The 25,617-nt window shown below is 72.2% G+C and carries 21 protein-coding genes; 10 read left to right on the top strand and 11 right to left on the bottom strand.

Features of this window, described 5'->3' with window-relative positions:
- Positions 1-99 precede the first annotated feature (99 nt).
- The 3 genes from ACFU97_RS15345 to ACFU97_RS15335 all read left to right on the top strand — a co-directional run bounded on the left by ACFU97_RS15345 (position 100) and on the right by ACFU97_RS15335 (position 4,453).
- Entirely contained in the window at positions 100-1,338 is a 1,239-nt protein-coding gene (locus ACFU97_RS15345; protein ID WP_384255906.1) for a DUF6777 domain-containing protein, read from the top strand.
- 90 nt (positions 1,339-1,428) lie between these two features.
- Positions 1,429-3,504: a SpoIIE family protein phosphatase gene (locus ACFU97_RS15340; RefSeq protein ID WP_384255903.1), complete on the top strand. Its 2,076-nt coding sequence runs from the start codon at positions 1,429-1,431 to the stop codon at positions 3,502-3,504.
- Between the two features lie 85 nt (positions 3,505-3,589).
- Complete coding sequence (locus tag ACFU97_RS15335) at positions 3,590-4,453, top strand: Fpg/Nei family DNA glycosylase (protein WP_384255900.1); 864 nt, start codon at positions 3,590-3,592, stop codon at positions 4,451-4,453.
- A gap of 24 nt (positions 4,454-4,477) precedes the next feature.
- Here ACFU97_RS15335 and ACFU97_RS15330 read toward each other — a convergent pair whose 3' ends face one another.
- From ACFU97_RS15330 to ACFU97_RS15320, 3 genes are all read right to left on the bottom strand, one after another.
- Positions 4,478-5,137 carry a zf-HC2 domain-containing protein gene (locus tag ACFU97_RS15330; RefSeq protein WP_384255897.1) on the bottom strand — a complete coding sequence of 220 codons (660 nt, stop codon included), beginning with the start codon at positions 5,135-5,137 and terminating at the stop codon, positions 4,478-4,480.
- A gap of 151 nt (positions 5,138-5,288) precedes the next feature.
- Positions 5,289-5,801, bottom strand: coding sequence for a hypothetical protein (locus ACFU97_RS15325; RefSeq protein ID WP_384255894.1), 513 nt, complete (start codon positions 5,799-5,801; stop codon positions 5,289-5,291).
- Between the two features lie 155 nt (positions 5,802-5,956).
- Positions 5,957-6,502, bottom strand: coding sequence for a sigma-70 family RNA polymerase sigma factor (locus ACFU97_RS15320; protein WP_384255891.1), 546 nt, complete (start codon positions 6,500-6,502; stop codon positions 5,957-5,959).
- Between the two features lie 233 nt (positions 6,503-6,735).
- Between ACFU97_RS15320 and ACFU97_RS15315 the strand changes: the two genes are divergently transcribed.
- Positions 6,736-7,887 (top strand): CapA family protein, encoded by a 1,152-nt coding sequence (locus ACFU97_RS15315; RefSeq protein ID WP_384255889.1) that lies wholly within the window; start codon positions 6,736-6,738, stop codon positions 7,885-7,887.
- A gap of 31 nt (positions 7,888-7,918) precedes the next feature.
- Here ACFU97_RS15315 and ACFU97_RS15310 read toward each other — a convergent pair whose 3' ends face one another.
- Together ACFU97_RS15310 and ACFU97_RS15305 are read right to left on the bottom strand one after the other, a co-directional pair.
- Complete coding sequence (locus ACFU97_RS15310; protein ID WP_384255886.1) at positions 7,919-9,349, bottom strand: amino acid permease; 1,431 nt, start codon at positions 9,347-9,349, stop codon at positions 7,919-7,921.
- Between the two features lie 105 nt (positions 9,350-9,454).
- On the bottom strand, positions 9,455-9,916 hold the full coding sequence (locus tag ACFU97_RS15305; protein ID WP_384255883.1) for a universal stress protein: 462 nt from the start codon (positions 9,914-9,916) through the stop codon (positions 9,455-9,457).
- Between the two features lie 86 nt (positions 9,917-10,002).
- Here ACFU97_RS15305 and lysX point away from each other — a divergent pair, with 86 nt between their 5' ends.
- Positions 10,003-13,281, top strand: a complete 3,279-nt coding sequence (gene lysX, locus ACFU97_RS15300; RefSeq protein ID WP_384255880.1) for a bifunctional lysylphosphatidylglycerol synthetase/lysine--tRNA ligase LysX — start codon at positions 10,003-10,005, stop codon at positions 13,279-13,281.
- A 141-nt stretch (positions 13,282-13,422) separates the two neighbouring features.
- A complete protein-coding gene (locus ACFU97_RS15295) occupies positions 13,423-14,271 on the top strand; it encodes a polysaccharide deacetylase family protein (protein WP_384255877.1) in 849 nt (282 codons plus the stop codon).
- A 58-nt stretch (positions 14,272-14,329) separates the two neighbouring features.
- Here the strand turns inward: ACFU97_RS15295 and ACFU97_RS15290 are convergent, their stop codons facing one another.
- Entirely contained in the window at positions 14,330-14,995 is a 666-nt protein-coding gene (locus ACFU97_RS15290) for a class F sortase (protein ID WP_384255874.1), read from the bottom strand.
- Between the two features lie 342 nt (positions 14,996-15,337).
- Here ACFU97_RS15290 and ACFU97_RS15285 point away from each other — a divergent pair, with 342 nt between their 5' ends.
- Positions 15,338-15,829 (top strand): hypothetical protein, encoded by a 492-nt coding sequence (locus tag ACFU97_RS15285; protein WP_384255871.1) that lies wholly within the window; start codon positions 15,338-15,340, stop codon positions 15,827-15,829.
- Between the two features lie 144 nt (positions 15,830-15,973).
- Here the strand turns inward: ACFU97_RS15285 and ACFU97_RS15280 are convergent, their stop codons facing one another.
- The 3 genes from ACFU97_RS15280 to ACFU97_RS15270 all read right to left on the bottom strand — a co-directional run bounded on the left by ACFU97_RS15280 (position 15,974) and on the right by ACFU97_RS15270 (position 17,668).
- The gene (locus ACFU97_RS15280) at positions 15,974-16,525 is read right to left on the bottom strand and encodes a hypothetical protein (RefSeq protein WP_384255868.1); all 552 of its coding nucleotides are present in this window, start codon (positions 16,523-16,525) and stop codon (positions 15,974-15,976) included.
- Positions 16,526-16,728: 203 nt separating this feature from the next.
- Positions 16,729-17,487, bottom strand: a complete 759-nt coding sequence (locus ACFU97_RS15275; RefSeq protein WP_384255865.1) for a hypothetical protein — start codon at positions 17,485-17,487, stop codon at positions 16,729-16,731.
- Between the two features lie 16 nt (positions 17,488-17,503).
- Entirely contained in the window at positions 17,504-17,668 is a 165-nt protein-coding gene (locus ACFU97_RS15270) for a hypothetical protein (RefSeq protein WP_384255862.1), read from the bottom strand.
- A gap of 693 nt (positions 17,669-18,361) precedes the next feature.
- On the opposite strand from ACFU97_RS15270, the gene ACFU97_RS15265 reads away from it, so the two are divergent.
- From ACFU97_RS15265 to ACFU97_RS15255, 3 genes are all read left to right on the top strand, one after another.
- Complete coding sequence (locus tag ACFU97_RS15265; RefSeq protein WP_384255859.1) at positions 18,362-19,309, top strand: SCO0930 family lipoprotein; 948 nt, start codon at positions 18,362-18,364, stop codon at positions 19,307-19,309.
- A 242-nt stretch (positions 19,310-19,551) separates the two neighbouring features.
- Positions 19,552-20,364 carry an SAM-dependent methyltransferase gene (locus ACFU97_RS15260; RefSeq protein WP_384255856.1) on the top strand — a complete coding sequence of 271 codons (813 nt, stop codon included), beginning with the start codon at positions 19,552-19,554 and terminating at the stop codon, positions 20,362-20,364.
- Complete coding sequence (locus ACFU97_RS15255) at positions 20,361-22,496, top strand: putative bifunctional diguanylate cyclase/phosphodiesterase (protein ID WP_384255853.1); 2,136 nt, start codon at positions 20,361-20,363, stop codon at positions 22,494-22,496. Before ACFU97_RS15260 ends, ACFU97_RS15255 begins: the two co-directional genes overlap by 4 nt.
- Positions 22,497-22,509: 13 nt before the next feature.
- On the opposite strand, the gene ACFU97_RS15250 is transcribed toward ACFU97_RS15255, so the two are convergent.
- Both ACFU97_RS15250 and ACFU97_RS15245 read right to left on the bottom strand, forming a co-directional pair.
- A complete protein-coding gene (locus ACFU97_RS15250; protein WP_384255850.1) occupies positions 22,510-23,592 on the bottom strand; it encodes a PQQ-binding-like beta-propeller repeat protein in 1,083 nt (360 codons plus the stop codon).
- A 273-nt stretch (positions 23,593-23,865) separates the two neighbouring features.
- Positions 23,866-25,611, bottom strand: coding sequence for an MFS transporter (locus ACFU97_RS15245; RefSeq protein ID WP_384255847.1), 1,746 nt, complete (start codon positions 25,609-25,611; stop codon positions 23,866-23,868).
- Positions 25,612-25,617 lie beyond the last annotated feature (6 nt).

The following is a 25,617-nucleotide window of genomic DNA, read 5'->3' as shown; positions in this document are numbered from 1 at the left end:
CCCGCGTCACTCTCCGCTTATCCGTCTTCCGCTTGCGTAACCCAAGAGGGTGAAGCAAACAATAGTGGCGAATTGTCCGGAATGAGGTGGGAGGTCGAGGTGCGCAGAGCGACCCGAGCCCTCGCCACGGCCTGCATGCTCTCGGCGGCGCTCCTCGTCGCCGGGTGCGGCGGCAGTGGCGAGGCGGCCCCGAAGACGGGCGCGGAGGTCTTCCTGCAGCCCGTCGCGGACCAGGGCCCCGACCCCTTCACCGGTTCCACGGCCGTCGCGTCACCCGTCGCCGGCCCGTCCCAGCCTGACGACTCGTCGCAGCCGGACGGTTCGGGGGCGGTGCGCGCCATCCCGGGCTCCATGCCCGGGCTCTACGCGGGCACCGCGCACGTCGGCAGCTGCGACGTGAACCGCCAGATCGGCCAACTGACCGCGGACCGGGCCAAGGCCCGCGCCTTCGCCCAGGTCGCCGGCGTCTCCCCGGCGTCCCTGCCGGACTATCTGCGCGGCCTCGCCCCGGTGGTGCTGCGTGCCGACACCCTGGTCACCAACCACGGCTACCGCGCCGGCCGGACCACCACCTTCCCGTCCGTGCTCCAGGCCGGCACCGCCGTCCTCGTCGACAACCGGGGCATGCCCCGCGTCCGCTGCGCATGCGGCAATCCGCTCAAGGCGGCCGGCACGACCCAGGGCGGCCGGACGAACGGCTCCGCCTGGCCCGGCTACCGGCCCGCCCAGGTGATCGTGGTGACACCGGCACCCCAGGTCGTCACGGACATCACGATCATCGACGCCGGGCACCGGACGTGGATCGAGCGGCACGTGGGGCACGACGTCCAGCACGACCGCGTCGTACCCCCGCCCGCGAGCCTCACCCCGCGGCCCACACCGGACCCGGACGGCAGCGCCTCCGGCACCGGTCCGAGCGAGAGTGCGGGCGGCAGGACCCCGTCGCCGTCCGCCCCGTCCAGCGACTGCGCGACCCCGCCCCCGACGGTGACCGTCCCACCGGACGCCACCGACGCCGCGCCCTCCGCGACGCCGTCCGCCGAGTCCGGCGACGCCGTACCCCCCACGGCGCCGTCCTCCGAGCCCACCGACTGCCCGACGGCGACCGTCACGGGCACCGCACCCGCGACGACCATGCCCGGACACCCGCAGAACTCCTCCGCGGCCCCGTCCACCCCGGACGACCCGTCGACCGCGTCCACCCCGGCCGACCCGGACCAGACCGGCCCGGACACCGTGCCGGACACCCCCGATCAGCCCGACGGCGGCGGCCTGATCCCCGACGACACCACGACCAGCATCATCTTCGACAGCCCCACGGGCATCCTCCACAGCTGACCACCGACCTCGGCCGGGGAGCCGCGAAATACCTCACATCCCGTGTGCTCCCCGGTCGAAGTATCGGACGAATCCTGGCAAGGTGGCTCCATGGTTGATCGGGGAGCGAGCGCCCTGTCTCTCCCGGACGACTGGCCCGCCCACCCGGACCCGATCCTGGCGCTCAACCTCATGGGCAGTTTCGACTGGGACCTGGACAGCGGTCTGTTCCACATGGACGCCCAGGCCCACGAGGTCTTCGACCTGCGCCCCGACGAGTACGACGACCACCCCGAGAGCCTCGCGGTGCGCGTCCCCACGGCCGAGGCCTACCGCCTGGACAGCCTCGTCGCCCAGGCCATGAAGGACGGCAGCGAGAACTACGGCGCCTACTTCCGCCTCCGCCGCCGCGACGGCACCCTGCGCTGGACCCACACCCAGGGCTACATCCGGCGCGACGAGACGGGCCGCCCGCGCCGGATCATCGGCATCGTCCGGGACGCCACCCAGGAGCTGAGCGAGAGCGAGGCCCGCGACGAGCGGGACGCCCAGGACGCGGCCCGGCGCCACCAGACCAACGTCGTCCAGCTCACCACGGCCGCCCTGGCCCACGCCCGCACCGTCCAGGACGTCATCGACGTCGTCAAGGACACCCACGGCCTCACCCACCTCGGCGCCACCAGCCTGGTCATGGGCCTGGTCGAGGCCGGCCGCATCCGCCTGATCGCCGAGGGGCCGGCGGGCAGCTTCGTCCCCGGCACCCTCGTCACCCGGATCGACGAGCCGTACCCGATGAGCGACGTCGTACGGACCCTGACGCCGCGCTTCATCGAGTCGCCGGAGGAGTTCGCCGAGGGCTATCCGGTGCTGTGGCCGCACATCACCGACCTGAACATCACGTCCGCCGCCTATCTGCCGCTGATCGTCCAGGCCCGGCCGATCGGCGCCATGGGCCTGCTCTACAACGACCGGCGCGGCTTCTCCGCCGAGGAGCGCAACGTCCTGCTCGCCCTCGGCAGCAGCATCGCCCAGAGCCTGCAGCGGGCCATGTTCTACGAGCAGGAGAAGGACGTCGCCTCCGGCCTCCAGCAGGCCATGCTGCCGCGCACCATCCCCAGCGTCCGCGGCGCCGACGTCGCCGTGCGCTACCGTTCCGCCTCCCTCGGCCGCGACATCGGCGGCGACTGGTACGACCTCATCCCGCTGCCCGGCGGGCGGGTCGGCGCCGTCATCGGCGACGTCCAGGGACACGACACGCACGCGGCCGCCGTCATGGGCCAGCTGCGCATCGTCCTGCGCGCCTACGCGGCCGAGGGCCACACCCCCGCCACCGTGATGGCCCGCGCCTCCGTCTTCCTGCACGAACTCGACACCGACCGCTTCGCGACCTGTCTGTACGCGGAGGCGGACCTGTCCACCGGCGTGGTGCAGGTGGTGCGCGCAGGCCACATCGACCCGCTGATCCGGCACACCGACGGCAGCTGCCGCCGGGTGCCCGTCCCGGGCGGGCTGCCGCTCGGCCTGTCGGCGGAGTTCGGGCGCCTGGAGTACCCGGTCGGCACCCTGGAGCTCGACCCCGGCAACACCCTGCTGCTGTGCACCGACGGCCTGGTCGAACAGCCCGGCACCGACCTCGACGACGGCGTGCAGGTGCTCACCGCCCTCATCGCCGCGGGCCCGGACGACGTACGGGACCTCGCGGACTGCCTGATCGACGTGGCGGAGGAGCGCGGCGGCGACGACGACGTGGCCCTGCTCCTGCTGCGCCGCCGCGGACCGGACACCACCCAGGCCGGCGGCCGGCTCCAGCAGCACGTGGCACCGGGGGACCCGGAGGCCCTGACCCAGGCCCGGCACATGATCCGCGCCGCGGTCCGCGCCTGGGGCGCGGCGGAGCGCGCCGACGAGATCGAGCTGGTCGCCGACGAGGTGATCACCAACGCACTGATGCACACCGAGGGCTCCGCGATCGTCACCCTCAGGGTGCTCACGGGCAGCGAACGCCGGCTGCGCGTGGAGGTCGAGGACTCCTCCAGCGCCCTGCCGCGCCGCCGCGAGGCGGGTGAGTCGGGCGTCTCCGGGCGCGGCCTGCTCCTGGTCGACCTGCTCACGGACGCGTGGGGCGTGGAGGCGCGTGGCGGCGGCAAGTGCGTGTGGTGCGAGTTCCAGGTCCCGCCCGGAGACTGAACCCCCTCGACCGAGCCGGTCCCGCCCGGCACCGACCGCACCCATCCCGCCTGGCACTGTCGGTGCCGGGTGGCACTCTGGACGTATGCCGGAACTGCCCGAGGTCGAAGCGCTCAAGGACTTCCTGACGGAGCACCTGGTCGGTCACGAGATCGTGCGGGTGCTGCCCGTCGCGATCAGCGTCCTGAAGACGTACGACCCGCCGCTGTCGGCGCTGGAGGGCCACGAGGTCACCGCCGTGCACCGGTACGGCAAGTTCCTCGACCTCGTCACGGACGGCGGCCCGCACCTCGTCACCCATCTGGCCCGCGCGGGCTGGCTGCAGTGGAAGGACCGACTGCCCGACGGCCCGCCCCGCCCGGGCAAGGGCCCGCTCGCGCTGCGCGTCGCCCTGGAGACGGGGGAGGGCTTCGACCTCACGGAGGCGGGCACCCAGAAGCGCCTCGCCGTCTACGTCGTCCAGGACCCCCAGGAGATCGCGGGCGTCGCCCGCCTCGGCCCCGACCCGCTCGCCCCGGACTTCGACGCCGCACGCCTCGGAGACCTGCTGAAGTCCGAGCGCCGCCGGATCAAGGGCGCCCTGCGCGACCAGAGCCTGATCGCCGGGGTGGGCAACGCGTACAGCGACGAGATCCTGCACGCCGCGAAGATGTCCCCCTACAAGCTGGCCGCGTCCCTGACCCCCGAGGAGACCGACCGTCTCCACGCGGCCCTGCGGGGCACGCTCACCGAGGCCGTCGAGCGCTCCCGGGGCGTGGCGGCGGGCCGGCTGAAGGCGGAGAAGAAGAGCGGCCTGCGGGTGCACGGCCGCACCGGCGAGCCCTGCCCGGTGTGCGGCGACACCATCCGCGAGGTCTCCTTCAGCGACTCCTCGCTGCAGTACTGCCCGACGTGCCAGACGGGCGGCAAGCCGCTCGCGGACCGGAGGATGTCACGGCTGCTGAAGTAGTGGCGGCCCCGCTTCGCCCCGGGGTCAGCGGGCCTGAAGGGTCACCAGGTGCTCGCCGTCGGCCGTCCGCACGTCGTAGCGGGCGATCTCGCCGGTGTGCATGGCCGAGCTGCCCCGCATGGTGATCGCGCGGGCGTCGTGGCCGGGGACGGTCCAGCTGGTCACGGTCTCCTCGGAGTTGTCGTGGCCGACGGCGATCAGCCGGCACGAGCGAGGGCCCGCGCCGTCCTTGATCTCCAGCTTGACCTGGCTGCCCGTCTCCGCGTCCTGGGACGTGACCTGCGCCCAGACGCCCGAGTGGGCGTCGGTCGCCGCGATCCGCACGGTGCTGTCACCGCCGCCGTGGTCCACGGCCATGGTGATGCCGGGCCCGGCGACGGCGATCGCCGCGGACGCCGCCAGGGCGAAGATGAAGCGCCGCCGGCCGGCCCGGTGCCGGGCCGCCACCGCCGCCATCAGCCGGTCCAGCAACTGCGGGCCGGGCTTCGTCAGGGGGCTCACGAACCGTGGCGTCGCCCGGCGGTACAGCATCATCTGCCGGGTGATGGGCCCGTATTCGGTCACGGAGGCGGCGCAGCGCGCGCACTCCATGAGGTGGTCCTCGAAGCGGAAGGCGTCCGCCTCGTCCAGCACGCCGAGCGCGTACGCGGCGACGTCGCGATGCCTCTCCTGGGACGACCACATGCCGAATCCTCGTGCCGTTGGGTGCGGGGGGTGTTACTCCTTGCTCCCACCGGTACGCACCAGACAGTCGAATCACTCAAGGCATCCACAGAATCGCAACCAAGGGATTCGGAGCGACCGGGCACGCGGATTGGTCCGAGACCGGACGAATCTAAAAAAGGTGGATGGCGAGGTGGCCGAGCGGCAGCCCCAGTTGCCACGCCTTCGTCCATACCTTCGGTCCGTCGTCCTCGCCGACTACGGCGCCGCCGGGCACCGCGTTCAGATCGGGCGCCAGAAGTTCGGTCTCCTCCAGCCAGCGCCAGGCCGCCTCGGCCAGTTCCAAGTCGGGCGCGGGACCGCCCGCTTCGGCCGCCTCGGCGCCCAGCAGGGCCATCCGCTCGCGCACCCAGTCCTGCCACGGCTGGTCGTAGGCCGTCAGCGACAGCCAGTTCTCCAGCTGGGAGACCACCCGGATGCCCGGGAGCTCGCCGTCCGTGTCCGACAGGAAGATGGTCAGCGCCAGGGCGTCGCGACCGGCCCGGAACTCGAAGGACGTCGGCGGCATCAGGTCGCCCGTCCGCAGCAGTTCGTCGGCGATGTACTCGGCGTACAGCCAGGCCATGGGGACGACCAGTTCATCGCCGCCGGCTCCGTCCGTGCTCTTGTGACCTCTGTGCAGCATCCCTTCCTGCCTTCCTCCGGTGCGTGCGCGTCGCCCGGCCCGAGATCCCGTCCGGGATCCCGGGCCCCCAGTCCGGAACACGGATGAAGACAGCCCATTGCTCAACGCATGTCTTCAGCAAGGCGCTTTACCGAGGTTTGACTTGGCAGTCCGTTTCACCGCAGGTCGGCCGCATAACCCGGTAGCACCCGGCGCAGGGCGCGCAACGCGTAGTACGCGCGGGACTTCACCGTACCGGGCGGAATCCCCAGGGTTTCCGCGGCTTCCGCCACACTCGCCCCCTGGAAGTACACGAGCACCAGGACTTCACGGTGCTCCGGAGTGAGTGTCTTCACAGCCTCGCGTACGTCGAGGGTCGCGGCGGCCCGCTCGGCGTGGTCGCCGATCACCCGGGTGTGCTCCAGGATCGCGTCCCCGACCTCGGGCGGACGCGCCTGCCGGGCCCGCCGGGCGTCGATGGCGAGCCGCCGCCCCACGGTCATCAGCCAGGGCCGTACGGAGTCGAAGTCGTCGGCGCGCAGCGCCTCGGGGTGCTGCCAGGCGCGTACGAGGGTCTCCTGCACGAGGTCCTCGGCGCGTTGCCGATCGCCGTCGCAGAGCCGGAGCAGCAGGGCGAAGAGGGGTCGTCCGTGCTCCCGCTGGAGCGCGGCGAGTTCGTGCTCGGCGGTCGTCGCGTGCGTGAGGGTGGGTCCGGCCGTCATGGCCGTATGGCACCGCAGGCCGCCCTTCCGGGACAGAGAGAGCACCCGGATCTGCGGCGGACGGTCGATCGCGTCGGCGAACGGTTCGACGAACGGTTCCGGACGGCGCGCGCGGACCCGCCGTGCGCCGGTCGGAGGTGCCGTACGGGCCAATCGGCGTAGCGGGGTTGTTTGGGGGCGCTCCCAACTTCGTACCTATTTGTCCGTAAATAGGATCACAGTGGGGTGAGCCGATGATTGCACGCAGACGACAGGTTGCCCTCGCCCTGACGGCCGTTCTGGCCGCGGGCGCCGCTTGTCAGGCCCAGCACCGTCATCCGACCTCCGGTGCGGGACGGCCGGCACCCGCCGCCGCGCGCGGATTCACGCTGGTCGCCTCCGGCGACGTCCTGCCGCACAGCCCCGTCATCGACCGGGCGCGCTTCGACGGCGGCGGCACCGCCTACGACTTCCGCCCGATGCTCTCCGGCGCCGAACCCGTCGTCTCCCGTGCCGACCTGGCGCTGTGTCACATGGAGACCGTCTACGGCGCGAACGGTGACTACACCGGCTCCCCCGACTTCAAGTCGCCGCCCGAGATCGCCCAGGCGCTCGCCGCCACCGGCTACGACGGCTGCTCCACGGCCTCCGACCACAGCCTCGACGACGGCGCCCAGGGCATCCGCCGCACCCTCGACACCCTCGACGCGGTGGGCGTACGGCACGCCGGCTCGGCGCGCACGGAGGCCGAGGCGCACACCGTCACGATGCTGCGCGCGGGCCCCGCGAAGGTCGCCCACCTCGCCTACACCTTCGACACCAACGGCAAACCGCTGCCCGCCGGACAGCCCTGGGCCGTCAACCTCATGAACGAGAACGCGATCGTGGCCGACGCCCGCGCCGCCCGGCGCGCGGGCGCCGACGTGGTCGTCGTCTCCCTGCACTGGGGCACCGAATGGCAGGACGCCCCCGACGCGCAGCAGCTCACCCTGGCCCGGCAGCTCACCGCCGCGCGCACCGGCGGCCGCCCCGACATCGACCTCATCCTCGGCACCCACGCCCATGTCCCGCAGGCGTACGAGAAGGTCAACGGGACCTGGGTGGTCTACGGCATGGGCGACCAGATCGCCGGGGAGATGACCAACAACCAGGGCGTGAAGGACCCGCGCGGCAACGAGTCCACCCTCGGCCGCTTCACCTTCGGCCCGCCCGCGAAGCCGGGCGGACGCTGGGAGGTCGCGAAGGCGGAGTTCGTCCCGCAGCTCTTCGACGTCGACGCGGGCCGGGTCGTCAACCTCAACCAGGCACTCCGCCAGGGTGCCGACGTGAAGGCCGCACGCGACGCGATCCGCGACGTGGTCCTCAGCCGCGGTGCGGCGAAGGCCGGCCTCGTGATGGGCGAGTAGCCCGGAGCCGCACCCCCGGACGCCCGTACCGCTAGGCGTCGGTCCCCGGCCGCACCCGGGCCAGCTCCGAGCGTCGGTACGAGTAGCCGAAGTAGATGACCACCCCGATCAGGAACCACACGGCGAACCGGACCCAGGTCTGCCACTGCAGGTATGTGATCAGCCAGATGGAGGCGACGATGCCCACCGCCGGCACGACCGGCACCCAGGGGGTGCGGAAGGAGCGGGGGAGCTCGGGGCGGCGGTAGCGCAGGACGATCACCGCCGCGCAGACCACCACGAACGCCAACAGGATGCCGATGTTGGTGAGTTCGGCCGCCTCGGCGATGGGCAGGAAGCCGGCGATGAGGGCCGAGGCCACGCCGACGATCCACGTCACGCGCGTCGGCACGTGCCGGGTGGGGTGCGTCTTGGCGAACCACTTGGGCAGCAGCCCGTCCCGCGACATGGAGAACCACACCCGGGTCACGCCCAGCATGAAGGTGAACATCACGGTGAGGATGCCGATGATCGCGCCCACCGCGATCACGTCCGCGAGCCCGCTGAGCCCCACCGACTTGAACGCCGTGGAGAAGCCGCTCTCCTTGTCGATGTCCTTGTAGTTCTGCATGCCGGTCAGCACCAGGCACGCGGCCACGTACAGGACCATCGAGATGATCAGCGAGTAGATGATCGCCTTCGGCATGTGCCGTGCCGCGTCCTTGGACTCCTCGGCCGCGGTCGACATGGCGTCGTAGCCGAAGACCGCGAAGAACACCGTCGCCGCACCCGTGAACGCGCCGCCGATGCCGTAGGGGAAGAACGGGTGGTAGTTGCCGGTGTCGATGTGGAAGACGCCGACGCCGATCACCAGCAGCACGACCAGGACCTTGAGCACCACGACGAACGTCTCGAAGCGGGCGGCGTTCTTGATGCCCTGGTTGAGCAGATACGCGATCAGCAGGCACAGCACCGCCGCGAACAGGTCGACCTTGTGCCCGTCGCCGGTGCTCGGGGCGCCCAGCATCCACTTCGGCAGCTCGGCGCCCATGTCCTCGACGAGGAAGCTGAAGTACCCGGAGATGCCGATCGCGACGACGGCCACGATCGCCGTGTACTCCAGCAGCAGGTCCCAGCCGATGAACCAGCCGGCGAACTCGCCGAGCACCGCGTAGCCGTAGGTGTAGGCCGAACCGGCCTTCGGGATGAGCCCGGCGAACTCGGCGTACGACAGCGCGGCCGCCGCGCTCGCGACGCCCGCGATGAGGAAGGAGATGACGACCGCGGGACCCGCCGTGCCGTTGGCGACCGTCCCGGCGAGGGTGAAGATGCCGGCGCCGATGATGCCGCCGACGCCGATCGCGGTCAGCTGCCACAGCCCCAACGAGCGTTCCAGGCGGGGGCCCTCGCCGGCTTCCGTGTCCTCGATGTGCTCGATCGGTTTGCGGCGGAGAATCCCTTCGCCCATACGGAGCCGGGCCATGCGCCCCACCTCTTCACGTTCGGCAACGGCTGACCGCCGATCATGATGGCTCAGGGGCGCGAGGCAGGGAAGACGCCGCGCAGACACCCGCTCGACGGACGGGGCCTACGGCACGACCGTCACCGGCCACCGCCCGGCCTTCACCAGCCGGACCGCCACCGAGCCCACGATCCGGTGGCCGGCCTGCTCGGAGGCGCCCACCACCACCGCGTCGGCCTTCAGTTCGTCCGCCGCCTTCACCAGGCCGCCGTAGGGGTCGCCGCGGAAGGTGTGGAACTCCCAGCGCACCTCGAATATCCCCTTCAGCCGCTCCGTCGCGTCCCGGATGTAGGCGATCAGCTCCTCCGCGATCTCGTCCGTCGTCTCGGCGACCGGCGCCCCCATGGCCGCGCCCGCGGCCATGACCGGCTGCACGTAGACGACGGCGAGCAGCGCGCCCTGGCGCCTGGCCAGGCCACCGGCATATGCCGCGGCGCGCATGGAGGTGTCCGAGCCGTCCACCCCGACCACGATGACCTTGGGCCCGTCCGTGCCCCGCTCGAACTGATGCGAGTGGTGTTCCGTCACGGCTGTGAGGCTATCGGAAGCCGCAGGTCGCGCCGATATCCGGGCTCGACGGGCGAGGCGGCCCGGTACTTCCTACTCTCGAAAGCATGAGTGCCACCGCGGAGGCCTCCCCGCCCCAGGCGACGACGGGCCCGACACGGCCGCCCGGACACGGGCCGATGAGCAAGGTGCCGGAGGCCTTCGGAACCTTCTTCGGCGCCCTGGGGCTGCTGTGCGTGCTGCTGGCCCTCATCCGGCCGCTGCGCGTCCTGCTGCGGCCCGTGGTCCGCTTCCTCGACCTCATCATCGTCCCGGTCAGCGCCAACCTCGCCTACGCCGTCTTCCTCTTCCTGCTCGCCGCCGCGACCGCCGCCCGCAAGAAGATCGCCTGGTGGCTGGTCGTCATCTACCTCGGCCTGCTGGTCCTCACCGACGTCCTCGGCGTGGCGCTCGGCCTGTACGCCGAGTCCATCGGTTCCCTCGTCGTCTGCTCCCTCGCGCTGGCCCTGCTCATCGCCGCCCGCCGGGAGTTCTACGCCGCCACCCGCCGCGCCGCCGTCCGCCGCGCCCTGCTCGTCCTGCTCGCCGGGCTGCTCGTCGGCATCCTCGTCGGCTGGGGGCTGGTGGCCCTCTTCCCCGGCACGCTCCCCGAGGGACAGCGCCTGCTGTGGGCCGCCAACCGCGTCTGCGGCGGACTCGTCTCCAGCCGCTCCTTCGACGGCAGCCCGCCGCGCGGCCTGTACTTCCTGCTCGGCCTGTTCGGCGCCCTCGCGCTGCTCAACGCCGCCGCGACCCTGTTCCGTTCGCAGCGCATGGAATCCGCCCTGCACGGCGACGAGGAGCCCCGCATCCGCGCCCTGCTCAGGGCCTACGGCGAGGAGGACTCCCTCGGCTACTTCGCCACCCGCCGGGACAAGGCCGTCGTCTTCTCGCCCAGCGGAAAGGCGGCCGTCACCTACCGCGTCGAGGCCGGCGTCTGCCTCGCCAGCGGCGACCCCGTCGGCGACCGCGAGGCCTGGCCGCACGCCATCGGGGCCTGGCTGGACGTGGCCCGCCGGCACGCCTGGGCGCCCGCCGCCATGGGCGCCTCGGAGGACGGCGCCCGCGCCTTCGCACGCGCCGGACTCGGCGCGCTCCAGCTCGGCGACGAGGCGATCCTGTACGTCGCCGACTTCGACCTCGACGGCCGCGACATGAGGGTGACCCGGCAGGCGGTGCACCGGGTGCGCCGCACCGGAGCCCACTGCCGCATCCGCCGGCACGCCACCCTCACCGACGAGGAGATGGAGGAGGTCGTCGACAAGGCGGACGCCTGGCGCGACACCGAGACGGAACGCGGCTTCTCCATGGCCCTGGACCGCCTCGGCGACCCGGACGACGGCGACTGCCTGCTCGTGGAGGCGCTCAGCGAGGACGGCCGCCTGCTCGCGCTGCTGTCCTTCGTGCCCTGGGGCCGCGACGGCGTCTCCCTCGACCTGATGCGCCGTGACCGCACGGCGCCCAACGGCGTCATGGAGTTCATGGTCGCCGAGCTGTGCGCCGCCGCCCCGAAGTTGGGCGTGCGCCGCGTCTCGCTGAACTTCGCCGTCTTCCGCTCGGCCTTCGAGGAGGGCGCCCGCATCGGCGCCGGACCCGTCCTGCGGCTGTGGCGGCGCCTGCTGCTGTTCTTCTCCAGGTGGTGGCAGCTGGAGGCCCTGTACCGGTCCAACGCCAAGTACCGCCCGCAGTGGTACCCGCGCTTCATCTGCTACGGCGACACCGGCTCGCTGGCCCGCATCGGCCTGGCCTCCGGCATCGCCGAGGGCTTCGTCTCCGTACCTTCGCTGCGCAAACTCTGGGGAAAGGGGCACTCGAGAGGCGCGTCCAGGCCCGCGACCACCGAGGGCCTGCCGTCGCTGTCGGCGCTCGGCCTCGCCGGAGGGGACGAGGCCGGGCCCGGCGATCCCCACGCCGGCCTGCCCGAACAGGTCCGCATCCGACACCGCACCCTGGACCGGCTGCGCGCCGACGGCATCGACCCCTACCCGGTCGGCATCCCGCGCCGCACCCACGCCCTCGCCGACGTCAGGGCGGGCGACCAGGTCACCGTCGCCGGCCGGATCATGCTCGTACGGGACTTCGGCGGCATCGTCTTCGTCGTGCTGCGCGACTGGTCCGGCGACCACCAACTCGCCCTCACCCGCGACCGCTGCGGCCCCGCCCTCGACCGCTTCACCGCCGACACCGACATCGGCGACCAGATCACCGTCAGCGGCACGGCGGACGTCAGCGACAAGGGCGAGCCGACGATCTTCGTCACCGACTGGCGGCTCATCGGCAAGTGCCTGCGCCCGCTGCCCGACAAACGCCACGGCCTCGCCGACCCCGAGGCCAAGGTCCGCATGCGCTACGTCGACCTGATGTCCAGCCCCGACGCCCGCGCGGTGATCCGCGCCCGCTCCACCGCCGTGCAGGCGCTGCGCCAGGGCCTGTTGGAGCGCGGCTACCTCGAGGTCGAGACGCCGATGCTCCAGCAGATCCACGGCGGCGCCAACGCCCGCCCCTTCACCACCCACATCAACGCCTACGACCTCGACCTGTACCTGCGCATCGCCCCCGAGCTGTATCTGAAGCGGCTGTGCGTGGGCGGCCTGGAGAAGGTCTTCGAACTCGGCCGCACCTTCCGCAACGAGGGCGTCTCCTACAAGCACAACCCCGAGTTCACGATGCTGGAGGCCTACCAGGCCTTCGCCGACTACGACGTGATGCTCGACCTCACCCGCGAACTGATCCAGGGCGCGGCCACGGCCGCCTTCGGCTCGCCCGTCGCCCGCAAGGAGGGCAAGGAGTACGACATCTCGGGCGCCTGGCCGGTCAAGACGGTCCACGGCGCGATCTCCGAAGCCCTGGGGGAGGAGGTCGAGGCCGGCACCGACCTGCCGCGGCTGCAGCGGCTGTGCGACCGCGCGGGCGTGCCGTACACCGCCGACGACGGACGCGGCGACGTCGTCCTGGAGATGTACGAGCGACTGGTCGAGGAGCGGACGGAACTGCCCACCTTCTACAAGGACTTCCCCACCGACGTCTCCCCGCTGACCCGCCAGCACCGCACCGACCCGCGCCTGGCCGAACGCTGGGACCTGGTCGCCTTCGGCACGGAACTGGGCACCGCCTACTCGGAGTTGACCGACCCGGTCGAGCAGCGCCGGCGGCTGACCGCCCAGTCCCTGCTGGCCGCCGGCGGCGACCCGGAGGCGATGGAGCTGGACGAGGACTTCCTCGACGCCCTGGAGTACGCGATGCCGCCCACCGGGGGCCTGGGCATCGGCGTGGACCGCCTGGTCATGTTCCTCACGGGCCTGACGATCCGCGAAACCCTGCCGTTCCCACTGGTCCGCCGCCGCTGACGGCTCCTGACCGGCGCGTTCGCCCGCACCCGCCGCCGACACGCCGTCGTTGGGCCGGCTGCTTGCGCCGGGTGGGTGTTTTCCCGGGGCCGCTGCCGTGTTGCTGTCGGCGCCGGGCCCCGGCGGGGCGACTGATGAGGCATGGAAAACGATCAGTTGCTCACGCGGCGCCGGGTGTTGATCGCCGGCGCCGCCGCCCTGGGTGCGGCAGGCGGCGTCGGCGCGCCGGCGCTGGACGGGGGAGAGGAGGAGGGGGCGGCCGCGCCCGCCCCCGCTCCGGCCGCCGGGCCCCAGGCGCGCGCCGCGCTCAACCCGTCCACGTACCGCCTGCAGCCGCTGACCGGATACGGCGGGGCGCCGCGCGCCGCGCCCGACCCGACCGCCGTACGGCACGAGCCGTTCCTGCGGCTGCCCGGGCACGGCCGCACCATGGTGCTGACCTTCGACGACGGGCCCGACCCCCGCTACACCCCGCGCATCCTGGACACGCTCGCCGAGTACGAGGTGCCCGCGATGTTCTTCGTGTGCGGGGAGATGGCCGTCGACAACCAGGACCTGCTGGCCCGGATGGCCGACGACGGGCACCTCGTCGGCAACCACACCTGGACCCACCCGCTGCTGACCCGGATGCGGCGCTCCCGGATCCGCTCCGAGATGGAGCGCACCAGCGACGTCATCGAGAAGGCGTACGGGGAGCGGCCGCAGTGGTTCCGCGCGCCCTACGGCGCCTGGAACCGCGCCACCTTCCAACTCGGCGCCGAGATGGGCATGGAGCCCCTCGCCTGGACCGTCGACACCCTCGACTGGACCAGGCCCGGCACCCGCACCATCGTCCACCGGGTCGAGCACGGCGCCGCCCCCGGTGTCGTGGTGCTCTCGCACGACGCCGGGGGCAATCGCTCGCAGACCGTCCGCGCCCTGCACAAGTGGCTGCCGCATCTGCTGGATTCCGGCTACCACATCACCGTGCCGAGACGGCGCCCCGCATAACCGCGACGAAGACGGCGCCCTTCACCGTCGTATCTCCGCCCGCCCGGCCGGGAAACTCCTACTGCACCTCGACCAGGCGGGCGAAGACGACGACATTCCCGTCGTAGCCGGTCTTCTTGGAGAAACCGCCGCCGCAGGTGATGACCCGCAATTCCGGTTCGCCCTTGGAGCCGTAGACGCGATCGCCGGGGAAGTTGTTCTTGTCGAAGACCTCGATGCCGTAGATCTCGAACACGGCCGTCTTTCCGTCCTTGCGGGCGACTTCGACGCGATTTCCCTTCTTGAGGGCGCCGAGGTTGTAGAACACGGCGGGGCCCTGTTTGTTGTCGACGTGGCCGACCACGACCGCGGTGCCCTTCTCGCCCGGGGTGACCCCACCGGTGAACCAGCCCGCCAGGTTGGGGTCCTCGGGGGGCGGCGCCGAGACCCAGCCGTCCGCGTCGAGTCCGACCGGCAGCACGGGCGCGTCGACCCGGATGGTGGGGATGCGCACCCGGTCGGGCAGGGCGTAGGGCAGCGGCTGGACGCTGCCTGCGGCGCCGGGGAGGCGGCTGTCCGCCGCCGCGGCGGTGGCGGGCTGCGGCGGGCCGACGTCGAACTCGCCCGAGCCGTTGCGGATGAGGGCGAGGCCGGTCAGCAGCACCAGCGCTATGACGCCCCACGGAGCACGCTTCCTGCGCCGCTCCTCCTCTGCAGCCGCTTCGGCCAGCTCCGACGCTTCCATTGGTGACCCCTCTCGACGCGGCCGTCGCCGAGTCATTCGTGCATACGGCAACGCTAAATGCCGCGCGGGCAACCGGCGACGGGGGCAGGGGCGAACGGGTGGCCCGCACGAGTTCGGTGCGCCATCCGAGTTGCCGCGGACAGGAAATTTCCGATGCTCGCGTGACCTGCGGCGATATCGGAATGCGCGGGAATTGCCCGGCGTGTCCTCTCACCGATACGGACCATTACCCGCTGTTGCCGAAATGCGGGCGGGTCCACGGCATCTGAGGGTCTTTCTGGGAGGCGCTTTCTCGCCGACAGACCGGGGACGGCCCCCGGGGTGCCTTTCGCGGAGGATCACATGACAACTCATCGTGCCCTGGCGGTCTCTGCCGCCGCGGTCGCCGCCTTCGGCCTTGCCGCACCGGCGGCCCAGGCCGACGGCATGAACATCAACCCGAGCAACATCGTCGCCCTGCCCAGCGTCATCGCCCGGGGCGGTCAGCTGACCATCACCGTCGACGGCTGCCCGACCGGCGGCACGGCGACCTCGGAAGCATTCCGGAGCACGCCGCTCACCCCGGTCGACCACACGCAGACGTCCAGAGGAACGGCCACGGTCAACCGGGACGCGCGCAACGGCTCGCACAGCATCACCGTCAACTGCGGGGGCAAGACGCTGACGAACCCGGCCGCCTTCACCGTCATCGGCGGTGTCCAGGGCGGCCTCGGTGGCAGCAGCTCCAGCGGCGCGACGCCGACGGACATGGCCATCGGCGGCGGGCTCGTGGCCGCGGCGGTCGTGGCCGGCGGCTTCTTCTGGCTGCGACGCAGGTCCGAGCGGCGGATCTGACCTCCGCCCGCCGGAACGTCCCCGTCGCTTCGGGAACTTCCCCGCCCGGAACACGGAACGTCCGGAGCACCGCATCCGGGAACATCGCACCGCACGTCGACTTCGCCCCGGAACCGACCTCGGTTCCGGGGCGAAGTCGTCCCGTCAGGCGCCGTCCTCGCCACGGCGGCGCGAGAAGTGGTACGCCGCCCCGACCGAGCCCGCGATGAGCGCCGCGCCCATCCCGATCTCCTTGAGGTCGAACCCGGCGATGCTGCCGCCCTCGCCGGCCTGCACGCCCCGGTGCGGGTTGAGCGGCACCGGCGTGGGGTCGACCGGTACGGGTGTGGGGTGGCGCGGATGGCCGCCGGCGATGGTCAGGTCCGTGGTCCCGCTCGCGCCGTCACAGGTGAACCTCACCTTGTACATCGCACCGGGCTTGGCGTCCCAGTCCACGGTCGCGCTGCCCCAGGACTGCCGGGGCGGGATGACGACCGTGTCGAAGACCGCCGAGCGGACCGTGGCCGGCCCCTTGCAGTCGCCGTCGCGGTTCACATGCAGGGTGACGTGACCGCCGGCCGCGATGGTCGAGGGCAGCACGCTGAAGGCGAACGGCGTGATGTTGTGGCCGTCGTCCCTGGCGACGGCGGCCGGTGCGCAGAGGGCGAGGGCGCCGACGCCCAGCAGCGCGGCCGAAGCGGCACGTATCGCGCGCATGGTGTTCCTCCGGTCCCGAGGAGCAGCTGCGGACCATTTCCGCTTTCGGGAGAAATGCACCTCGATGAGCAAAACGCTAGGAACAGGCGTGCGTGTGCGCGATTGGTGTAGTGCGAATGGGGCATGCGTGTGGGCCACCCAGGGGACGGCGGCGGCGTGGCGCACGTCCCCCCGGCGGTTTCCGGGGCGGGGAGCCGCCCGGGCTAGATGTGCGGGAAGAGGTTCAGATAGGGGGAGACCGAAGCGGTGATGCCGCGGGTGTAGGGCGCGTCGAAGTCCCAGATGAGGAACAGCAGGAACGCGATGAGGGCGGAGAACAGCCCGGCGAGGACCAGTTCGCGCAGGGTGCGCCGGATCTGCAGCGCGAAGACCATACCGATGGTGATCACGGCGCCGGCGAGCAGCCCGAACCACACCACGCCCGGCATGGTCGCCCCCATGGAGTCGGCGCGGGCGCTGCGCGCCTGGTCCGCCGCGGTGACCTGGTCCAGCAGCGGCTGATAGGCCTGGGCCTCGAAGTCGGTCCTGGGCTGGTAGTCGGTGACGTCCGCGCGGATGCGGCCGAAGAGCTCGTCGCCGCGCGGGGTGAGCCGTCCCTCGTCGGCCATCGTCCTCCACTCCGTATGGACGACTTGTCCGACATAGGCGTTGACATCCTCCCGAATCTGGTCGCGGATGTCCGCCGGATACACCCGGACCCGCTCCGAGATCTCGTGCAGCGCGACGGCCTCCGCCTGTACGTGGTCCTCGGCGGCGCTCCGCCCCTCCCACACTCCGGCGATGGCCAGGCCCAGGACGATGGCGTACACCACGCCGATCCACATCGTCATGTACTCGATGACGTCCGGGGTCTCGCTCGTGTCCTCGTCGTCGGGCGCGGCCCGGTGCCGGACGAGGGTGACGATGACCACCACGGCGCACGCGGCCAGCATCGCGAGGGTGAGAACAAGCCATTCCGGCAAGAGTTTCCTCCAGGAGTCAGCGCGCGCGCAGGGCGGCGACGGCGATCACGGCGGGCGCCGTGATGAGCAGGACGAAGACGATCGGTGAGGTGCTGCCGCGCGACGGCCTGGCCCGCACCGGCGCCCGGTAGCGCGGGTAGACGACGGGGGCCGCGGCCGCGTGGCGCACGTGCTCGGCCATCGGTGTGGAGGCCGGGGGCGGCGGGGCCGGCGCTGGGGTTGGGGGCGGTGGTGGCGGGGGAGTCGGGCGCGCGCTCGGGCGCGGCGGGGCGGGCCGCGGCGCCGGCGCGGGAGGAGGCGGCGGCTCGGGTTTCGGCGTGGGCTCGCGCGTGGGGGTGGGCTTCGGCTTCGGCGGTGCCGGCGTGGGAGTCGGTGTCGGGGGCGGCTTCGGAGTCGGCGGCGGTGTGGTGCACTCCGGTGGCATCGGCCAGGGGAGGTCGCCGGCGACCGCCACCGCCTGGGTGCCGTCCGGGCCCGCCGAGGCGTACGCGCACGCGTCCGCCCGCGCCGTGCCGGCCGGCACTCCCACCAGGAGCCAGGTCAGCAGGGCGAGCGCCAACGCCCTTGTGGTGAGGGTGGTTTGGGTCGTTTCGGGTCCATGCACGACGAAGATCATGAACCCTGGTGCGGCGCGGCACGCCGGAGCGCGCCGGAATTGGCACGAACGGAGGATCAGGCGCCCGCGGCCGTTTGACCGGGTCGCCCGCGGGGGCCCTTCGATGCGCACGCGTGTGCGAGATGGCGCCCCGGTGGCGCAGGTTCCGAAAAGAAATTTGTGAGGCGGTTGAACACAACAGGTGGTCCCGTTCGTACCCATGGCCGTGCGGCGGCGCAGCAGGGCGCTGCAACACCCTTGTATCTATGGGGAGTTACGATGAAGACCTCCTGGCGGAGCGCCTCACTCGTGGCGTGCGCTGCGGCTGTGCTGGCCCTGACGACGGCGTGCGGTCAGGAAAGCAGCCCGTCGGTGGGCAGCCAGAACGTGGGCGCCACGGCCGCGGCCGGCGACTACGGCAGCGTCGGCGCCGGCGGTTCCGCGAGCGCCAGCCCCGGCAACGGCTACGGCGCGGACGGGCAGGCCCAGGCCGCCTCAGCGGGCAAGCTGGCCGTCACGCAGAACGCCGAGCTCGGCAAGGTGGTGACCGACGGCGCCGGCAAGACGCTGTACCGGTTCGACGAGGACACCGCCGAGCCGCCGAAGTCGAGTTGTGACGGCGACTGCGCCAAGACGTGGCCCCCTGTTCCCGCGGACGACGCCACGGCCGGTGCCGGTATCGACAAGGCCCTGCTCGGCGAGGTCACCCGCTCCGACGGCTCCAAGCAGCTGACCGTCGGCGGCTGGCCGGCGTACCGCTACGCGAAGGACGCCAAGGCCGGTGAGACCACCGGCCAGGGCGTGGGCGGCAAGTGGTACGCGCTCGCCCCCGACGGCAAGAAGGCCTCCCTGGCGAGCCTGCCCGGCCTGTCGGTGCGCACCGACCCCAAGCTCGGCAAGATCGTCGTGGACAAGAACGGGATGACGGTCTACCGCTTCATCAAGGACGTGGCCTGGCCCGACCCGATCTCCCACTGCACCGGCGCCTGCCTGGAGAAGTGGCCGGCGGTCGCCCCGGTGAAGGCCGACGACACCAAGGGCATCGAGAAGAAGGGCCTGATGGGCTTCACCCGCCCCGACGGCGTCAAGCAGATGACGGTCGACTGCTGGCCGGCGTACACCTTCTCGGGCGACCAGGCGCCCGGGGACACCAACGGCCAGGGCGTGGGCGGCACGTGGTACGCCATGTCGCCCGACGGAAAGCCGGTCGGCGCGCCGAAGAAGTAGGCATCACCTCCCCAGGGTTGATTGCACCGGACGCGCGCACGGCCCCCGCGGCCCGCCCCCTCCGCACCGCACGGAGGGGACGGGCCGCTTTGGTGTGTTGCCGTACTTCACCGGGCGAATGTGGCAATTGCCGCAGGCAGTGACCGGGAACGGACGGTCAATTTCCGGTTCCACTCGCCCTGTTGGCGGGCGATCAGTAGCCTCGGCTCGAACACCGGATCGCCTACGCCTTGGAGAGATAGATGGAGCGTCCCGCCTGGGCCCCACGGAGCGTCGACATCTCGGTGCCGAGCGTCTCGCGGATCTACGACTACTACCTGGGCGGTTCGCACAATTTCGAGGTCGACCGGGAGTCGGCCCGCAAGGCGATGGAGTTCATGCCGGGACTCCCCAAGATCATGCAGGCGAACCGGGCGTTCATGCGCCGCGCCGTGCGCTTCGCCCTGGACGAGGGCATCGACCAGTTCCTGGACATCGGCTCGGGCATCCCCACCTTCGGAAACGTCCACGAGGTGGCCCAGTCGACCCGGCCGGACGCCCGTGTCGTGTACGTCGACCACGACCCCGTCGCCGTCGCGCACAGTCAGGCGGTACTGGACGGCAACGAGTTCGCGGACGTCACCGCCGCCGACCTCCGCAAGCCCCGGGAGATCCTCGCCAGCCCCGAGGTGGAGCGACTGATCGACCGGAATCGGCCAGTGGCGCTGCTTCTCGTTGCCATACTTCACTTCGTGGAAGACGAGGACGACCCGTACGGGGCGGTGGCCGAACTGCGCGACGCGCTCGCGCCCGGCAGCCTGCTGATCCTCACCCATGCCTCGTACGAGGGAATCCCGGTCCCGGCCGAACGGGCCGCGGGAACGGTGGACGTGTACAAGGACATTCGCAACCCGCTGATCATGCGTTCGCGCGACGAGATCGCGCGGTTCTTCGAGGGGTACGACATGGTGGAACCGGGACTGGTGTCGATGCCGCACTGGCGGCCGCAGACGGCGCCGGAGGACGAGGATCCCTTTGCCTTCTCCGGGTTCGCCGGCGTAGGACGTACGGCGTGAGCGCGGAACCGGACGGGCCCGAGGACAGACTGCGCAGGTTCGCGACGATCTGGAGCCGGGCGGTCTTCCCGGTGACCTCGACGTCGCTGACCCGGCCGGAGTTCGAGGAGCAACTCCTGCCGCTGGCCCGTCGGTTGAACGACGCGCTGCACGCCCGCACGGTGGACGCGGAGGAGGGCCGGGCAGTCGGTGCCGCCCTGGTCACCGCGCACTGCACCGAACCCGAGGCGCTGACCCGCACGCTGGACTGCGTCGACGCCTACCTGGTGCTCTACTGCGGCGACGACGGCGATCCCGAGGAACTGCGGGCGCGCTGCGCGCGGTTGCAGCACACCATGGCCGCCGGGTTCGCGCAGGCGCTGCGTGAGCGGACGCTGGCCGAGCAGGAGGCGATCTCCGCGGCCGCGCTGACGGCGCAGGGCGTGGTGGCGCAGGCGCTGCACGCCACCGAGGCCCGCTTCCGCGCGGTCTTCGAGGGCGCGGCCATAGGAATCGGCATCGCCGACCTCGAGGGCAACATCCTCCAGGTCAACGGCGCCCTGCTGCGCATGTTCGGCCTGACCGAGCACAACTTCCCCGCGCGCAACGTCAAGGCGTGGACCCACCCCGAGGACGCGCCCCAGACCTGGACGCTCTACGACGAGCTCGTCCGCGGCGAGCGCGAGCACTACCACCTCGAGAAGGCGTTCTACCGGCCTGACGGAACGGTCCTGTGGACCAACCTCACGGTGTCCCTGCTGCGCGACGCGGACGGCAATCCGCAGTACCAGCTCGCCCTCATGGAGGACACCACCGAGCGCCGGCTGCTCAACCTCCGGCTGCGCTACGAGGCCACCCACGACGCGCTCACCGGCCTGCCCAACCGGACCTTCTTCTTCGAGCGCCTGGAGAAGGCGCTGGGCGCCGGGCAGGGCCAGCGCTTCGGCCTGTGCTACCTCGACCTCGACGGCTTCAAGACCGTCAACGACAGCCTCGGCCACGCCGCCGGCGACCGCCTGCTGGTGGAGGTCGCCGACCGGCTGCAGGCCTGTGCGACCGCGCCCGGCGAGATGGTCGCCCGGCTCGGCGGCGACGAGTTCGTGGCGCTGACCACCGGCCCCGACACCGAGCGCGAGGTCGACGAGCTGGCCGGCCGCATCATGAACGCGCTGCTCGCCCCGATCCGCATCGACGGCCGTGAACTGACCGTGCGCGGCAGCATCGGCATCGTCGAGGGCCCGGCGGGCGAGCGCGGCCCGGCGGAGGTGCTGCGCAGCGCCGACATCACGATGTACCGCGCCAAGTCGGCGGGCGGCAACCGCTTCGAGCTCGCCGACGAGGAGGCCGACGCCCGTGCCATCACCCGGCACGGCCTGACCACCGCCCTGCCGACGGCCCTGGACCGGGGCGAGTTCTTCATCGAGTACCAGCCCCTGGTGCACCTCGGCGACGGCAGCGTGCGCGGCGCCGAGGCCCTGGTGCGCTGGCTGCACCCGCAGCACGGCGTGCTCGGCCCGGACCGCTTCATCCCGCTCGCCGAACACACCGGCCTGATCGTGCCGTTGGGCCGCTGGGTGCTGGAGCAGTCGGTGCGCCAGGCCCGCGAGTGGCGCGAACGCTACGTCGACGCGGGCCCGTTGCGCATCAACGTCAACCTCTCGCCCTGCCAGCTCACGCATCCCGGGCTGGTGCAGGACACCGTCGACATCCTGGAGCGCACCGGCGTCGCGCCGGACGCGCTGTGCCTGGAGGTCACCGAGTCGGCCCTCATCGGCGCCGACGACGACCTGCTCAAACCGCTGCGCCGGCTGGCCGAGATGGGCGTCGACATCGCGCTGGACGACTTCGGCACCGGCTACTCGAACCTGGCGAACCTGCGCCGCCTGCCGGTGAGCATCCTGAAGCTGGACCGCTCCTTCACCCAGAGCATGCAGCAGTTCCCGGCGGACCCCGTCGACCTCAAGATCGTCGAAGGGATCGTCTCGCTCGCCCACTCCCTCGACCTCGCGGTGACCGTCGAGGGCGTGGAGACCGGGGCCCAGGCGGAGCAGTTGAGGATACTGGGCTGCGACACGGCCCAGGGCTGGTACTACGCCCGGCCGGGCCCGCCGGACCGGCTGCACGAGCTGGCCCTGGTGGACGCGACCGGCTGAACCGCGGCCGGTCTCAGGGCAGGGGGAGCGAGCGCAGCGACGCGTGTGTGCGCGCCATCACGAGAACGTGGCGCGCGTCGCCGCCCGGGACGACGAGCAGCGGGTGCTCGCCGTCCCTCGTCTGCGCGTACGGCAGCGACATGCCCGGTGCGGCGCCTCCGGTCGCCTGCGGCCCGCCGTGCAGGTCGATCGTGAGCACGCGTCCCCGCCTGGCGCGGTCGTTGACCGGAGTGAAGGTCACGAAGCGGCCGCCGGCCATGGCGGCGTCCGTCTCGGTGGTGTAGGTGCTCCACAGCTTGCGCCCGGCCACGAGGTCGTACGCGTTCCAGTTGCCCGCGCTGGTGTCCTCCGCGCCGGCCTCGTACAGCACCAGGACCCCGTCGTCGGAGATCAGCCCGCGCACGGGTTTGTCGATCGTGTTCCTCGGGGTGGGCAGCGGCCTCAGCGTCGCCGGATCGAGGCGCCGCATGGGCGGGAAGGTGTCCCCGGCGGAGAACGGGCTGCCGGTGCAGACCAGGTAGTGACCGCCGGAGACGAGGTGCTGGCACGGCACTCCCGCGGGGCTCTTCGCCACGGTGGCGCCGGTCCGGGCGTCGCGGGCGGTGACCTGGGTGCCGTCGGCGGTGTAGACGCGGCCCCGGAAGGCGGCGAGGGGCTCGCCCCGCTCCCAGGAGACCGTCCGGCGCCACAGGGACGTGCCGTCGGAGGCCCGAACGGCGTCCAGGAGGGCGGTACTTGACGTGGCATCGGTGACGCCGAGCGCGTACACGACCCCGTCCGCAGCGCCGAGGATGGAGGTGTCGCCGGAGGGCAGGCGGTGGGTCCAGGCCGTCGCCCCCGTCCGCAGATTCGCGGCGCGCAGCACACCGGCGACGCCCGTGACGGCCCGTTCGCCGGCGGCGTCGACGACCAGCCCGGCGCTCTTGCCGTGGTCGTGCGCGGCCACGCTCCAGGAGACACGTCCGTCGGCCCGTGAACGCCCCACCAGACCACCGGTGTTGGTCGCGCACACGACCTGATGGGCCGTCGCGCCGCACGCGCCGGCGGCCTCACCGGCGGAGAGGCCGGTGGCCCAGGAGCGCCAGGGACCGGACACAGGGGACGGCGCCGCCGCGCGGCTCGCCGTCGCGGAGGCGGGCGCCGACGCCGTCGTAGGCGTAGGCCTCGATGGTGAGGACGACGCATCCCCGGATCCGCCGTCTCCCGGTGTCGCGCAGCCGGCGGCCAGCAGGCCGCACAACGCCACGCCCGCCACAACTGCCGCCCCGCGCCTACGCCGTTGCCCCGGCACCGTCGCCTCCCCTGTGGCCGCAGCCCCGGATGGGGCCGGTGGACAAGGTAGCGACGGGGCCAGGGCCGTTGCTACGCCTCAGGCGGCACTGCCGCGCAGCTCCGTGAGCGCGTCGCGGGTCAGCGTGCGGGGGCTGTGCTCGGGGTCCACCAGGACGACGGTGCACTCGGCGCTGTGGGCCAGGGCCATGGTGAGGCTGCCGTCGGTGAACTGGGCGAGCGGGCCGCGCGGGGAGCGGCCGACGGCGACCGCCCGGGCGCCGGTCCGGGCCGCGTGCCGGGCCAGCAGCCGGCCGGCCGCCGCGTGGTCGCCGACGCTGACCAGGATCTGGCCGGTGGCGGTGACGCCCTGCCCGGCCAGCCGGTCGAGATGGCGGGTGACCGCGTCCCGCGCCGTGTCGGCGGGTTCGGTGTCGGCCACCTGGTCCTCGACGACCGCGGTCTGCTGGACGTGCACGACCTCCAGCGGGCTGCCGCTCTCGCGGGCCAGCCGGGCGGCCGCGTCCACGATGACGTCGGCCCGCTCGTGCGCGCCCACCGCGACGACGACCGGCGCCGTGCCCGGCGCGGCGGGGGCCGTGACCGGCGTGAGGGTCGGCCCCACCTGCGGGCCGATCTGCGGGTCCACCTGCTCGCCCTCCTCCGCGCGCTCCTCGGCCCTGCGCAGCAGCTGGTGACCGCTGGCCAGGACCGGGATGGCGACCACGAAGGTGGCGGCACCGAGGTAGAACGGCACGCTCAGGTCGGTGGCGTCGGCGAGTTTGCCGGCGACGTAGGGCGCGAGACCGCCGCCGATGAAGCGCAGGAAGCCGTACGCGGAGGAGGCGACCGGCCGCTCGACGGGCGAGACGAGCATGACGGCCTGGGTGGTCAGGGTGTTGTTGATGCCGATGAAGGCGCCGCTGACGATGACGGCGGCGATGACCACGGCGGGCGTCTTCACCCCGGCGGCGATGACGGCCATCACGATGCCGAGGCCGAGCAGGTTGGCGTAGAGCACGGGCGCGGTGCCGAAGCGGCCCTGCAGGCGCGGGGCGAAGAAGACGCTGAACAGGGCGACCAGCAGGCCCCAGCCGGTGAAGACCAGGCCGAGCTGGTGGGCGCTGAGCTCCATCGGGTAGGGCGCGTACCCGAGCATGGTGAAGAAGCCCCAGTTGTACAGCAGCGCCATGATGCCCATGGTCAGCAGGCCGCGGTGGCGCAGCGCCTTGAGCGGTGCGAGGGGCGAGGTGGGCCTGGCGGGTTTGGGCAGCGACGGCACGAAGGCCAGGGTCGCCGCCAGGGCTGTCGCCATCAGTACGGCCACGCCGAAGAAGGGGCCGCGCCAGCTGATGGCGCCCAACTCGCCGCCCAGCAGCGGCCCGACGGCGATGCCCAGGCCGAGGGCGGTCTCGTAGAGGATGATCGCGCCGCCGAAACCGCCGCTGGCCGAGGCGACGATGACGGCCAGGGAGGTGGCGATGAACAGGGCGTTGCCCAGGCCCCAGCCCGCGCGGAAGCCGACGATGCCGTTGATGGAGCCGGAGGTGCCGGCCAGGGCGGCGAAGACGACGATGACGGCGAGGCCGACGACGAGGGTGCGCTTGGCGCCGAGCCGGCTGGAGACCCAGCCGACGATCAGCATGGCCACCGCGGTCACGATCAGATAGCTGCTGAACAGCAGGGAGACCTGGCTGGGCGTGGCGTGCAGGCTCGACGCCAGGGCGGGCAGGATCGGGTCGACCAGACCGATGCCCATGAACGAGATCACGCAGGCGAACGCGACGGCCCAGACGGCCTTCGGCTGCTTGAAGGGGCTTGCGGCCCGCTCGTGCGAAGCACTCATGTGCGG

This window comes from Streptomyces sp. NPDC057616 (assembly GCF_042800575.1).
Taxonomy (GTDB): domain Bacteria; phylum Actinomycetota; class Actinomycetes; order Streptomycetales; family Streptomycetaceae; genus Streptomyces.
Note: the sequence above shows the minus strand (reverse complement) of the source record. Positions and strands in the feature narration are given on the sequence as shown.

Bases quoted from the DNA above. Each gene is read 5' to 3' on its own strand.
- ACFU97_RS15340 (WP_384255903.1), top strand. From the start codon at position 1,429: ATGGTTGATCGGGGAGCGAGCGCCCTGTCTCTCCCGGACGACTGGCCC.
- ACFU97_RS15335 (WP_384255900.1), top strand. From the start codon at position 3,590: ATGCCGGAACTGCCCGAGGTCGAAGCGCTCAAGGACTTCCTGACGGAG.
- ACFU97_RS15330 (WP_384255897.1), bottom strand. From the start codon at position 5,137: ATGTGGTCGTCCCAGGAGAGGCATCGCGACGTCGCCGCGTACGCGCTC.
- ACFU97_RS15325 (WP_384255894.1), bottom strand. From the start codon at position 5,801: ATGCTGCACAGAGGTCACAAGAGCACGGACGGAGCCGGCGGCGATGAA.
- ACFU97_RS15320 (WP_384255891.1), bottom strand. From the start codon at position 6,502: ATGACGGCCGGACCCACCCTCACGCACGCGACGACCGCCGAGCACGAA.
- ACFU97_RS15315 (WP_384255889.1), top strand. From the start codon at position 6,736: ATGATTGCACGCAGACGACAGGTTGCCCTCGCCCTGACGGCCGTTCTG.
- ACFU97_RS15310 (WP_384255886.1), bottom strand. From the start codon at position 9,349: ATGGCCCGGCTCCGTATGGGCGAAGGGATTCTCCGCCGCAAACCGATC.
- lysX (WP_384255880.1), top strand. From the start codon at position 10,003: ATGAGTGCCACCGCGGAGGCCTCCCCGCCCCAGGCGACGACGGGCCCG.
- ACFU97_RS15295 (WP_384255877.1), top strand. From the start codon at position 13,423: ATGGAAAACGATCAGTTGCTCACGCGGCGCCGGGTGTTGATCGCCGGC.
- ACFU97_RS15290 (WP_384255874.1), bottom strand. From the start codon at position 14,995: ATGGAAGCGTCGGAGCTGGCCGAAGCGGCTGCAGAGGAGGAGCGGCGC.
- ACFU97_RS15285 (WP_384255871.1), top strand. From the start codon at position 15,338: ATGACAACTCATCGTGCCCTGGCGGTCTCTGCCGCCGCGGTCGCCGCC.
- ACFU97_RS15280 (WP_384255868.1), bottom strand. From the start codon at position 16,525: ATGCGCGCGATACGTGCCGCTTCGGCCGCGCTGCTGGGCGTCGGCGCC.
- ACFU97_RS15270 (WP_384255862.1), bottom strand. From the start codon at position 17,668: ATGGCCGAGCACGTGCGCCACGCGGCCGCGGCCCCCGTCGTCTACCCG.
- ACFU97_RS15265 (WP_384255859.1), top strand. From the start codon at position 18,362: ATGAAGACCTCCTGGCGGAGCGCCTCACTCGTGGCGTGCGCTGCGGCT.
- ACFU97_RS15260 (WP_384255856.1), top strand. From the start codon at position 19,552: ATGGAGCGTCCCGCCTGGGCCCCACGGAGCGTCGACATCTCGGTGCCG.
- ACFU97_RS15245 (WP_384255847.1), bottom strand. From the start codon at position 25,611: ATGAGTGCTTCGCACGAGCGGGCCGCAAGCCCCTTCAAGCAGCCGAAG.